The organism is Nannocystis pusilla, from assembly GCF_020073745.1.
GTDB classification, from domain to species: domain Bacteria; phylum Myxococcota_A; class Polyangia; order Nannocystales; family Nannocystaceae; genus Nannocystis; species Nannocystis radixulma.
The window spans coordinates 29,554-41,387 of record NZ_JAIRAU010000035.1 but is presented as its reverse complement, the minus strand read 5'-3'; the positions used below and the strand labels follow the sequence as shown (position 1 = coordinate 41,387).

The 11,834-nt window shown below is 70.5% G+C and carries 9 protein-coding genes; 6 read left to right on the top strand and 3 right to left on the bottom strand.

What is annotated here, in order from left to right:
• A complete protein-coding gene (locus tag K7C98_RS26055; protein WP_224194479.1) occupies positions 1-1,326 on the bottom strand; it encodes an MFS transporter in 1,326 nt (441 codons plus the stop codon).
• 57 nt (positions 1,327-1,383) lie between these two features.
• Between K7C98_RS26055 and omp85 the strand changes: the two genes are divergently transcribed.
• Positions 1,384-2,742, top strand: a complete 1,359-nt coding sequence (gene omp85 / locus K7C98_RS26050) for an Omp85 family outer membrane protein (protein WP_224194478.1) — start codon at positions 1,384-1,386, stop codon at positions 2,740-2,742.
• A 66-nt stretch (positions 2,743-2,808) separates the two neighbouring features.
• Here omp85 and K7C98_RS26045 read toward each other — a convergent pair whose 3' ends face one another.
• The gene (locus K7C98_RS26045) at positions 2,809-3,888 is read right to left on the bottom strand and encodes a terpene synthase family protein (RefSeq protein WP_224194477.1); all 1,080 of its coding nucleotides are present in this window, start codon (positions 3,886-3,888) and stop codon (positions 2,809-2,811) included.
• A gap of 145 nt (positions 3,889-4,033) precedes the next feature.
• Positions 4,034-5,449 (bottom strand): sigma 54-interacting transcriptional regulator, encoded by a 1,416-nt coding sequence (locus tag K7C98_RS26040; protein WP_224194476.1) that lies wholly within the window; start codon positions 5,447-5,449, stop codon positions 4,034-4,036.
• Between the two features lie 201 nt (positions 5,450-5,650).
• Between K7C98_RS26040 and K7C98_RS26035 the strand changes: the two genes are divergently transcribed.
• The 5 genes from K7C98_RS26035 to K7C98_RS26015 all read left to right on the top strand — a co-directional run bounded on the left by K7C98_RS26035 (position 5,651) and on the right by K7C98_RS26015 (position 11,833).
• On the top strand, positions 5,651-6,556 hold the full coding sequence (locus K7C98_RS26035) for a tetratricopeptide repeat protein (protein ID WP_224194475.1): 906 nt from the start codon (positions 5,651-5,653) through the stop codon (positions 6,554-6,556).
• 38 nt (positions 6,557-6,594) lie between these two features.
• The gene (locus tag K7C98_RS26030; protein WP_224194474.1) at positions 6,595-8,448 is read left to right on the top strand and encodes a c-type cytochrome; all 1,854 of its coding nucleotides are present in this window, start codon (positions 6,595-6,597) and stop codon (positions 8,446-8,448) included.
• Positions 8,449-8,476: 28 nt separating this feature from the next.
• Positions 8,477-9,325 carry a hypothetical protein gene (locus tag K7C98_RS26025; protein WP_224194473.1) on the top strand — a complete coding sequence of 283 codons (849 nt, stop codon included), beginning with the start codon at positions 8,477-8,479 and terminating at the stop codon, positions 9,323-9,325.
• 162 nt (positions 9,326-9,487) lie between these two features.
• Positions 9,488-10,732, top strand: coding sequence for a vitamin K epoxide reductase family protein (locus K7C98_RS26020; protein WP_224194472.1), 1,245 nt, complete (start codon positions 9,488-9,490; stop codon positions 10,730-10,732).
• Positions 10,733-10,744: 12 nt separating this feature from the next.
• Entirely contained in the window at positions 10,745-11,833 is a 1,089-nt protein-coding gene (locus tag K7C98_RS26015) for a hypothetical protein (RefSeq protein ID WP_224194471.1), read from the top strand.
• Position 11,834: the final 1 nt, after the last annotated feature.

Below are 11,834 nucleotides of genomic sequence, written 5' to 3'. Positions count from 1 at the left end.
TCAGGTCGCTCGGTTCCTGGCAGATTCGACGTGGTGAAACAGCAAGGGGAGACTGAGAAGGGCGCAGGCCGCCGGGACCACCGCGGTGGCCACGATCACGCCGACGAGCGCCGCCTCGGGCTGGGTCACGAGCTCGCCGGCGCGCCGCTCGACGAACCCCGTGGCCGAAAGGACCTGGCTCACGAGCCATGCTCCGAGGGTCAGGCCGCCTTTCTCGCCGACGAACCACAGCCCGGTGAAGACGCCCTCGCGGCGCTGGCCGGTGGCGGCCGCGTCGTCGTCGATGAGGTCGGGCAGCATGGCGAACGGGAACACCTGCAGGCCGGCGAAGCCGACCCCGAGCAGCCCGACCTGCGCCGCGACCAGGCCGAGCCGGCCCGGCGCGGCCACCAGCAGGCTGAGCGCGAACGCGGCGAACACCACCACGGCGGCGATGTAGCCGACGCGCTTGCCGAAGCGGCGCGACACCGCCAGCCACAGCGGCATGGCGACGATCGCCGGGCCGACCAGCGAGACGAACAGGACGGTCACCGCCTCCTCGCCGCCGTGCAGCGTGTAGCGGCAGAAGTACGGCACCGCGGCCAGGATGGCGCCGACGCCGATGTTCTGCACGGCGAAGCCGACCAGCAGGTTGCGGTAGGAGCGGTGCCCGAGGGCCACGCGCACCTGCTCGCGCAGGCCGGCGGACTCGACCGGCGCGGGGTGCTGCGGGGCGCTCCGCGTGCCGAAGAACGCGACGAGCATGGCCGTGGCGGTGATGACCGCCAGCGTGACGGCCATGACCTGATACCCGGCCTCGCCGCCGCTGTTGGCCTTGATGATCATCGGCGCCAGCGCGCCGCCGGCGAGGATGCCGATCGGCAGGAAGGCCATGCGATGGGCGACGACCCGCGTGCGCTCGTGGTAGTCGGCGGTCATCTCCGCCGGCATCGAGGCGTAGGGGATCTGGAACAGGGTGAAGGCGCCCGTGGCCCAGCAGTAGGCGACGAGCACCCAGGCGAAGCTGAGCCTCGGCTCGCCGACCGGCGCCGAGAACAGGGCGATGAAGCCCGGCGGCAGCAGCAGCGCGCCCGCCAGCAGGAACGGGCGGCGCCGGCCCCAGCGCGAGCGCGTGCGGTCGGACCACGCGCCCACCAGCGGGTCGGTGGCGATGTCCCACAGCCGCGGCACGAGGATCGCCAGACCGGCGAGCCCGGCGGCCACGCCGAGCGTGTCGGTGAGGTAGAACAGCAGCAACAGGCCGGGCACGGTGCTGAACAGCCCCGAGCCGATCGAGCCCGCGGCGTACGCCAGGAGCAGGGAGCGCTTCAGGGGCGAGCTCGACACCCGGCGACCTTACCACATCGATCTCGCGCGTCACCTGTCTTTCGGGACCTATATGCATTGTGTCGCCGGCGGGCCCCGGCGCTGCTGGCCGCGCTGCTGGCCTGCGCGAGCCTGGTGTATTCGCCGGTGGTCGAGGCGCGCGGGGAGCGGATCAAGAAGCCGAAGAAGCCGAAGGGCCCGCCGAAGCCGGAGCGCATCGAGGTCGGGGCGCTGCCGGCCCTCAGCTACGACAGCGACCTCGGGCTCGGCTTCGGCCTGATCGCCAGCGTGGCCCGCTTCTCGCCCGGCTACCGGCCGTACCGCTGGCGCCTCGAATTGCTGCTGTCGGCCAACGCCAAGCGCGCCCCGGGCAAGGGCATCGAGGTGCCGTTCCACGACGATTACCTCAACATGGACTTCCCCGGCCTCGCCGGCGACCGGCTGCGGATCACCGCGCGCGTCGGCTTCCGCAAGTTCGCCAACACCGGCTATTATGGGTTCGGCAACGACTCGGTGGCCACCGAGCCGTGGGAGGGCCTCGACCCCGACCAGGACCTGATGGCCTACCAGGCCGCGCGCCGCTACCACCGCTTCGACCACATCTACCCGCTGCTGCTGTTCAACGCCCGCATCAAGGTGTGGGACCGCTCGACCCCGCAGCAGCGCCGCCGCATCGAGGCGCTGGTCGGGCTCAACACCACCTACAACATCGTCCGCCCGTACCCCGGCAGCTTGCTCGAGCAGGACATCGCCCTCAAGGCCATGGACACGCCGGACGGTCAGGCGACGGCGCACCTGCTCCAGGGGACAGATCCGCACATGCTCATGGTGGTGAGCGCCGGGGCGCTGTTCGACACCCGCGACCACGAGTACACGCCGACCCGCGGGACCTTCACCGAGCTGACCGTCCGCGCCTCGCCCGGGGTGCAGCAGGGCCTGCGCTACGCCGCGTTCACGCTCAACAGCGCCTGGTTCAAGTCGTTCATCGGCGAGTACCTGTCGTTCGCGGTCCGCGGGGTCGCCGACGTCATCGCCGGCGACGCGCCGTTCTACGAATTGACCCGCTTCGGCGCGCTGATGCCCCGCGACGGCCCGGGCGGCGGCTGGTCGCTGCGCGGGGTGCCGCGCCAGCGCTACGCCGGCAAGATCAAGCTGATGCAGAACCTCGAGCTGCGCAGCATGTTCTGGAAGTTCAGGATCAAGAACAGCCAGTTCGCCGTCGGCGCGGTCGCGTTCCTCGACGCCGCGCGGATCTGGGCGGACTTCGGGCGGACCGAGCTCGGCGGGCGGTCGATCGACGGCGGCACCTTCAAGCTCGGCACCGGCGGCGGCCTGCGCGTGCGCTGGGGCGAGACCTTCCTGGTCCGCTTCGACGCCGCGTACTCGCCGACCGACAAGTCGAACGGCTTCTACGTCGACGTCGGGCACGTGTTCTGAGGGAGATGTGCCATGGGACATGTCATAGGAGACATGTTCCGTGGATGATTTGGCGAATGGTTCGGCTCAGCCGGCCTCCTGCAGCGCGGTCACCGGGGCGACGAGCAGCTTGTCGCCGGCGATCGCCTTGAGCTCCTGGTAGCGCTCGGCGGTCGACTCCCACAGCGTGAAGCCGTGCACGTTGTAGTGCACGGCGCGGAGCCAGCGATCGACGCGGCGGTCGGTCTCGAGGCCCCAGCTCGGCAGGGCGGCGCACAGGCGGTCGAAGCGCTGCACGTCCTCGTTGTGGATCTCGACCACGCGCGCGAAGGCGGCCTCGAGCGGGAGGGACGCCTGCTCGCCGAGGATCAGCACGAGGTTGAGCCAGCGCTGGTCGATGTCCTTGGCGAGGCCGCCGAGGTCGTTGCCGAGGCCGACGAGGCGCGAGGCCAGCCGCTTGAGCTCGACCACGACCGGGTCGTCGTGGAACGACGCCGGCAGCTCGCTGTCCTCGGCGTGCTCGATCAAGTGGAAGGTCGGATACATGCCGATGCTGACGGTGCGGCAGTCGAAGGCGGTGCAGAACTCGGGGCAGCTGCCGCGCTTGAACGCCCGCGCGAGGCCGGTCTCGACCTTTGCGTTCTCCATCCATTGCCGCATCGTCACGCCCAGCCGCGCGAGCCAGCTCGCGCTCCGCGACCGTCGCAAGCGCCGGCCGATGTCGGCCCAGGCGGCGACGTAGCGCGAATCATCGGTCCCCGCGGCGCCGCTCGTCAGGGCCCGCACGATCTCGTCGACGTCCCAGCCGAGCTCCTCCTCGACCAGCATGTCGTCCCAGAACAGCCACAGGCAGATGAATTGCGTGACCAGTAGCGCGGCCTCGAACTCGGCGACGGGCAGTGAATAGCCGCCGTACATCGCGCAATCGAACTTGCGCAGCTTCTCGCGCTCGGCGACGTCGCGGCCGATGCCGTAGGAGGCGAGCCAGGCGAGCGTGCGCCGCTCGATGGTGTCGGCGTGAGCGTTGAGCAGGCGGCGTGGTCGCCAGGCCTGCGGGAACCTCAGCGCGAAGGCGGCCGGGACGTCCAGGGCGCGGTCGTGGAGGCGCGCGGCGGCGACGAGCTCGACGCCGCGGGTGGTGAGGGTCTCGGCATGAAGTGCATGCATGGTCGTGCGTCCGGCGTTCGCCGCCCGCGGTGGGCGGCGGGTCGAGGGCTCGACGTCAGGAGTGTCGTTCGCGGCGCGAACGATTGCGCCGCTCGATTAGCCTCGCGCGTGTGGAAGGCGCCGTCTGCAATGGACGACTTGTCGCTCAGTCCAGCGGTTCGCCGGTGGCGGCCGGCGCGAGGCCGAGGCGACGCAATGCGCGGACGAAGCCGGTGCGGTCCATGCCGGCGAGCGCGGAGGCCTGCTTGATCCACCCGCGCTGGGTGCCGACGCGCTGCATCAGGCTCTTCATGTACTCGCGCTGGAAGTCGACCAGCGCCTCCTCCCACGGCATCGAGAACAGCGGGCTGGCGTGGAACGCGGGCCGGGTCGCGCGCGAGGACATGTCGAGGTTGAGATCCGTGGCGTCGACGTAGTCGGCCTCGGTGAGCTGCGCGGCGGCCTCGACCACCTTGCGCAGCTGGCGGACGTTGCCGGTCCAGTTGGCAGCCAGCAGCGCGGCGTGGGCCGAGGGCGTGAATTCCTTGTGGCGGAGGCCGAGCTGGACGCACACGAGGCGGAGGAAGCGGTCGGCGAGGCGCACGACGTCGTCGCCACGCTCGCGCAGGCTGGGCAGCTCGACCTGCTTGCCGAGCACGCGGAAGTACAGGTCCTGGCGGAAGCGCCCCTCGGCGACCATGCGGCGGAGGTCGCGGTTGGTGGCGCTGATGACCCGGACGTCGACCTTGCGCACCTTGTTGCGCTCGTTCAGCCGCGAGACCTCGCCGTGGTCGAGCACGCGGAGCAACTTGGCCTGCAGGTCGAGCGGCAGCTCGCCGAGCTCGTCGATGAAGAGCGTGCCGCCGCTCGCGTACTCGAACACGCCGGGCTGGTCGGCGTCCGCGCCGGTGAAGGCGCCGCGGTTGTAGCCGAACACGATCGCGTCGGCGACGTCGTGCGGCAGCGCCGTGCAGTCGAGGACGATGAACGGCCCCTTGGCCCGCGCCGAGCGCTCGTGCAGCCCGCGCGCCACCAACTCCTTGCCCGTCCCGGTCTCGCCGGTCACGAGCACCGGCAGGCGTGACGTCGGCAGCGCGGCGAGGCGCTCGAGCTCGACGAACAGCTCGCGCATCACCGGGCTCCAGCCGTACAGCTCGCCGAAGCGGTTGGTCTCGGCCAGCGACACGCTGACGTGGTCGGTGCCGGTGACCTGCAGGGCGGTCTCGCCGACGCTGAAGACGGCCTCGAGATCGACGAGCGCCTCGCGGACGCGCACGCCGTGGACGAACACGCCGTTGGTGCTCTCGAGGTCGCGGAGGACGATGCCGGCGCGTGTGAACTCGAGCGAGAAGTGGAAGCCGCTGACCTGGTCGTCGTGGAGGACGATGTCGTTGAGGGCGTTGCGGCCGCCGCGGAGCGTCCGCTCGCGTCCGACTTCGACCTGCGATTCGCTGCCGGCGTTCGGCCCGGTGAGGATGCGAAACCGGACCCGTCCGAGGCGTTGATAGCTGCCCGGCAGGCGGGGGCCCGTCGGCGCAGCCCGGGTCGGCGGGTGTTCGTGCTCGATGTGTTCGTCTGTCACCGCATCGCAGGAGTGACACACCGCGTCCGCGCCGGTCAATACGGCGAGTGGAATGCGGCCTCGCGTCCGCAAAGCGGCTGCGAGTCCGCGGAGACGCGGCCGCGGAAGCGCGACGAGACCGCCTAAACCGTTGATCTTGCTCGGTGAGAGGTCGGGTTCGCCGGGTGCAAGGGTGGTCCTCGTCGCAACGACGGAGCCACGATGTCCACCCAGATTTACCCGAGTGACGAGTCGCCCACCCTCTACTACTCGCCGGCGCACCGTAATTGCCGCACGGCTCGCGGCGAATCGTGCGAGCCGGTCGGCGACAGCGCCGAGGTGACGGCGCTCGAGCGCCTCGGCCACGCCGCGCTGTGCGGCGGTCGGCTCGACGAGGCCGAGACGCACTTCCGGGTCGCCTTGAAGCGGCGCCAGGAGGCGGGGTCTCGCGGGCAGGCCGGCCTGCCGCAGGCGTTCGGCCGCCTCGGCGTGGTCGCGGTGGCCCGCGGCGACAAGGAGGAGGCCCGCACGCTGTTCGAGCTGGGCCTCGACCTCGCGCGCGCCGTGCGGTCGCAATGGACGGTGGAGGACGCGATGCTGCTGCACAACCTCGCGTGCATCGCCCGCGCCGAGGGCCGCCTCGAGGAGGCCGAGAGCCTGTACCGCGGGGCCCTGGAGATCAAGCACCACACTCTCGGCGCCGACCACCCGCTCACCGCCACCACGCTCGCCGGCCTCGGATGGGCCGTGCTCGGCCGCGGCGCGCACGCGGAGGCGTTCGGGCTGTTCCAGCAGACGCGGCAACTGCTCGAGCGCACCGCCGAGGAGGGGTCGCCGGGGCTCGCCCACGTGCTCCTCGGGCTCGGGCTCGTGTGCCTGCGGACCGGCCAGGTCGAGGCGGCCGAGGCGTCGTTCCGCCGCGCCGCGGCGATTTGGCGCCACCTGCGGCCCGACTCGCCGCAATTGGCCCGCGTCCGCCTGTGCCTCGCGCGCACCGTGTATGTGCGCGACCGCGACTACGCGCGCCTGATCGTGGCGGCCGCACTCCGCGACCACCAGCTCGCCGAACGGCCCGATCCGCGCGTGGTCCAACGATTGCTCGCCTGGCTCGATCAACACACCGCCTAGTCCCACCATCCTTCTCGACCGACGACAGGAGAACTCCGATGCAAACCTGCTACCACCAATCCCTGGGCGCGCTTCTCTTCGCCGGACTCGCCGCTTGCCAGATCCCCGAGCCCACGATCGACGGCAGCGGCAGCGGCAGCGACAGCGACAGCGACAGCGCCCAGGGCGACTCCGACGCCGACACCGGGGCCGTACCCGTCGACGACGCCGCGCGCTGCGGGCAACTGCGGGCTAACGTCAAGGGGCTCTTCACCGAGAAGTGCGCCGGCTGCCACGCCAACGGCGCGACCCAGGGCGGCCTGGGGACGGTCACCGACCTCGACAGCCTGATCGAGGACGGGCTCGTGTTCACCGGCAACGCCGCGGACTCGGTGCTGTACCGCCGGCTCTCGGCCGAGACCGGCTACATGCCGCAGGGCGGCGATCGCCTGGCCGCGGACGAGCTCGCGACGGTGCAGGATTGGATCGACGACTGCACTCCGATCGATACGCCCGAGGGCGCGCCCAGCGTCGTGACGCCGCCGGGGTGCACGGACAACGAGCCGATCTCGACCGAGGCGGTGCTCGACGCCATCCGGATCGACGTCGCCGGCCTCGATCTCGACCGCGCGGCGACGACCCGCTACCTGACGTTCACGCACCTGCACAACGCCGGCTACTGCGAGGAGCAGCTCGACGGCTACCGCCACGCGCTGGCCAAGCTGATCAATCACCTGTCGTTCGGGCCCGACATCATCACCCCGGTGGCGATCGACCCGCAGCGGACGATCTACCGCATCGACCTGATCGACTACGAGTGGACCGCGGAATTGTGGGGCCACATCGTCGACGTCAACCCGTACTCGCTGATCTACGAGGACCAGTCGGCCGAGGTGGTGCAGGCGCTGACCGGCGCGCCGGTGTTCTCGATCGTCGGCGACTGGTTCATCGACGCCGCCTCGCGGCCCCCGCTCTACCACGCGATCCTCGGCATCCCCGAGACACGCGGCGAGCTCGAGGCGCAGCTCGGCGTCGACATCGAGGCCAACCTCGACCGCGAGAAGGAGCTCGACGCGGCCGACGTGGTGCGCGCCGGGATGCAGACCTCGGGCGTGTCGCGCAACAACCGGGTGATCGAGCGCCACGAGATCCCCGGCAGCAATTACCGCGGCTACTGGCTCAGCTACGACTTCGCGAGCAACAGCGATCCGCAGGCGCCGAAGGACATCCTGGCCAACCCGCTCGACTTCGTCCAGGACGGCGGCGAGATCATCTTCACCCTGCCCAACGGCCTGCAGGGCTACATGATCGTCGGCGCCGACGACAGGTGCCTCGACAGCGCGCCGGCCGAGATCGTCAGCGATCACGAGAGCCCCGTGTCGCCGATCGTCACCAACGGCGTGAGCTGCATGGGTTGTCACAGCGAGGGCATGCGGCTGGCGGTCGACGACGTGCGGCCGTACGTCGAGAGCAAGCCGACGGCCTTTCCGGCGGCGGAGCGCGAGCAGATCCTCCGCCTGTACGGCACCCGCGAGGAGTTCGACGCCGCCCAGCAGCGCGACATCGTCACCTTCGTCAACGCGACGGCGGAGACCGGGGCGCCGCGGCTGGTCGGCGGCAAGGAGCCGGTGATCGCGATCCACGAGGCGTTCGACCGTGACATCGCGGCGCGCCGCGCGGCCGCCGAATTCGGGTTCACGCTCGACGAGGTCATCTCCGACTTCGGCGCGCTGACAGGCCTCGACAAGCTGCCGAACGCGCCGGTCGACCGCAAGGTGTTTCAGGACAACTTCTGTGCCAACGCGGCCGCGCTCAACCTCAGGCCGCTCCGGCTCGACGCGAATGGTGTGTGCACCCCGAGCCCGAACATCGACCGCGGAAAGTGTGTGCCGCCGCCGGTCATCCCACAGTAGCCAACCCGCCGACCTACAGGAGTGTGTCATGCTCACCGCGTTCATCCTCATCTCCTCGATCGTCGCCAGCGACGGCGGCCTGCACGAGCAACCGCCGCGGGCCAGGACGGCAGCGTCGGCGAAGCGCCGCTGCAAGGGCAAGAAGTGCGGCTCCGCTCCCCGGGCGCCGCGTGTCGATCCGGCGCTGGTCGCCGCCGAGACGGCGCGGCGCGAGGCGCTGGCCGAGGTGGAGCCGCTGCTCGACGCCAGGCGCTTCGCCGCCGTGGCCGCGCGGCTCAGCCAGACCGCGGCGCTGCAGCGCGACCCGGTGCTGCACCTCGCGGCCGCCGAGGCGCACCTGGCCGCGGCCCCGCTCGAGCCCGCCGGTCTCGCCGGCGCCGACGCCGACCTCCGACGAGCCGAGGCGCTGCGCGCTGATCCTGAGCGCGCGCCGATCCACGCCCAGACCGAGCCGCTCGTCGACCGCGCCGCCCAGGAGCTCGGGACATTCGTGCGAGCACAGCGCGAGTCGCTGGCGCAGCGCCGCCGCGGTCGCACGCAGCTCATCACCGGCGGCGTGTTCGTGCTCGTCGCCGCGAGCGGAGTCGGCGCGGCGATCGGCGGCGCGGTCACCCTGCGGCGGCTCGAGGACGCCAGGTCGCAATACGCAGGCGCCGAATACGATGACTATCGCGCCAGTCTGGCGCCGCTCGAGCGTCGCGGCGAGACGATGTTGACCGCCGGCGTGGTCACGGCCGTACTCGGCGCCTCGGTAGGTGTCACACTCACCGTCGTCGGTGGCCGCGAGCTGCGAAAGGCGCGACAAGGCCAGCCCGAACGGCCGCAGTTCCACTTCCTCCCCGCGCTGTCCGGATTCCGCGTGATTGGTCGATTCTGAATGTTCTTAACGTAATTCTAATTACTGCTCGAACACTCGAACGTCGTCGATTAGCCCGGTTTTGTCGGCTGAATTTCCATGCAGGTGCAATCTTCGGGAGGTTCTCCTATGGTCGATGTCATGCCATCTCGGTCAGGTTACGCGCGCACCGGAATGCTCTCGGTGCACCCAACCGTCGGCGGCGCGGCGATCTTGTGCCTGCTCAGCGGTTGCGGCATCGCCGTGAGCGTGCTGCTGACCCTGCTGAAGTTCCAATCGACCCATGAATGCGACGCGGCGATTCTTTCGGCGTGTCAGCTGGGCGGGGCATTCGCGTGCGGGCAGGTGCTCAGCAGCGAATGGTCGACCGTGTTCACCGACGTGCCGATCTCGATCGTGGCGACCGCATATTACGCGGTCGTGCTCGGGCTCGCGAGCGGCCTGATGTGGCGGGCGCGGCGGTTCCAGGCGGTCGCGCGGCCGCTGCTCCTGTGGCTGGCGTGGGCGGGGCTGGTCGTCGTCGTGCTGCTGTTCCTCTACGCCGCGCTCAAGGTCGGTGGCCTCTGCAGCTATTGCGTCATCGTCTACGGGATCACTGCGGCGGTGTTCCTGATCACGTGGTGGATGCACCCCGAGGGCCATCGCGCCGGCCTGCGGGCGCTGTTCACCGGCGTCAGCCAGCGCGCCTCGACCGCGGGTTTCGTCGCGCTGACGTTCGTCGCCCTGGTGCTCACGCAGACCCTGGCTTACCGCCAGCAGGCGGCCAGCAGCGGGCCGAAGCCGAGCTGCGTGGCCTCCGGCGAATTGCCGGGGACGACGCTGCAAACCGGGCCGACCGCCCCGACCGGGGAGATCGCGCTGTTCGTCGACCTCGCGTGCCCCGCCTGCGCGCGGGAGTTCGACGACTGGCTGCGCGAGGTGAGCGAGCGCAGCGTCGACTACCGCGTGGCGATCTACCACTTCCCGCTCGAGGGCGAGTGCCTGCCGCCCGGTAGCACTCAAGTCAGCCCGAGGGCGATGGAGCACGAGAGCTGCCGCGCGGCGCGGGCCGTCGAATGCATCGAGAAGCAGCGGCCCGGGGCCGGCCTCGAGCTGGCGAGGCGGCTGTTCGCGGCGCAGCAGGAGGTAGAAGGCCGGCTGTTCACCCGCGAGAACCTCGTCGGCTTCGCGCGCGCGGTCGGATTGCCGGCCGCCGACGAAGCCGCGTTCCAGCACTGCTTCGAATACGACGAGCAGATCGTGGCGCAGATCCGTGAGCACGTGCGGTTCGCGGAGGAGCAGAAGCTGACCGAGACGCCCGGCGCATTCCTGGTGTTCTACGACGAATCCGGCGAGCCGCTGCAAAAGCTGGTGATGCTCAAGGGCGCGAAGGACATGCCCGACCGCGCCGCGTACCTGGTGAAGGCGCGGGCCCGGGTCCAAGAATAGGAGTTTCACGTCATGGATTCGATGCGACGATTTGTCGGCCGCTCCGACGGCCCCGACGGCGAGAGCCGCGAAGATACGCTCCAGGGGCCGCCGGTCAGCGACGATTTCCGGATCTCCCGCAGCGAGCTGCGCTCGACCCGCTTCTTGACGGCCGTGACGGCGGTGACGGCGGTGGTCCTGGCCATGGTGATGGTATTCGGCTTTCAGCTCATGCGTCACGTCCTGGGCGCCGAGCCACGCGGCGGCGGCGGCGACGAGTGCGAGGAGGGCGAGGCAGACGCGTGCGACGAGGGCTCGGTCTGCATCGCCGGCCGCTGCGTCGCCGGGCAACGGCCGACCCGCTGCCAGCTGGGCGATCCGTGCGCCAGCGATTGCACGCCGAGCCCGAGCCTGCGCTGCGACCCGGAGACGGCGGTCTACGTGCCCGTGAAACGGCCGGAGCCGGCGATCTGCGACGAGGCGCAGGTGAGCCGGTTCCTCACGGAGATCGGGCGCAAGTGCGGGAGCCTCAGCGGCTGCAAGGCCGAGGACCTCAAGAGCCTGGCCATCGACGACAACGAGTTCCTCCAGCTGATGGTCATGTTTCCGGACACGGTCGCGATCCACTTCCCGGCCGGGAAGCCTGCGATCGCGGTGAACGCCCCGGCGTGGCCGAACGCGGCGGAGGCCGAGTACTACGTCGAATCGCTGCTCCCGCTGGTGCCGCAGCTGCAGAAGGCGTCGGCGGTCCTGGTGGTGGCCCTGGCCAGCCGCGGCGGCAAGAAGGCCGACGCGTACAGCCTCGAGCGGGCGAAGGTGGTGGTCGAGCGGCTCATCGTCGCGGCCACCGACCGCGCGGGGCTGTCCCCGGCCGAGCGCGACAGCCTCGATCCCAAGATCAAGCTGCTCGCGCTCGGCGACCGCAAGCAGCTCTCACCGACGTTCTACGGCGATCAGGTGCTCACGCGCTCGATCGCGTGGGACAGGTCGAACCAGGACATGATCCGCAGCCTCATCGAGCAGGGCGACGGCATCTCGGCCAGGTGGAAGTCCTGGCTCAAGCAGACCATCAATCAGACAGTGTTCGTGGTGCCGATCCCGTGTCGGCTGGGGGCGAAGTGAG

Excerpts from the sequence above, each read along its gene's own strand:
- K7C98_RS26030 (WP_224194474.1), top strand. The coding sequence starts at position 6,595 with ATGCAAACCTGCTACCACCAATCCCTGGGCGCGCTTCTCTTCGCCGGA.
- K7C98_RS26045 (WP_224194477.1), bottom strand. The coding sequence starts at position 3,888 with ATGCATGCACTTCATGCCGAGACCCTCACCACCCGCGGCGTCGAGCTC.
- K7C98_RS26015 (WP_224194471.1), top strand. The coding sequence starts at position 10,745 with ATGGATTCGATGCGACGATTTGTCGGCCGCTCCGACGGCCCCGACGGC.
- K7C98_RS26025 (WP_224194473.1), top strand. The coding sequence starts at position 8,477 with ATGCTCACCGCGTTCATCCTCATCTCCTCGATCGTCGCCAGCGACGGC.
- K7C98_RS26035 (WP_224194475.1), top strand. The coding sequence starts at position 5,651 with ATGTCCACCCAGATTTACCCGAGTGACGAGTCGCCCACCCTCTACTAC.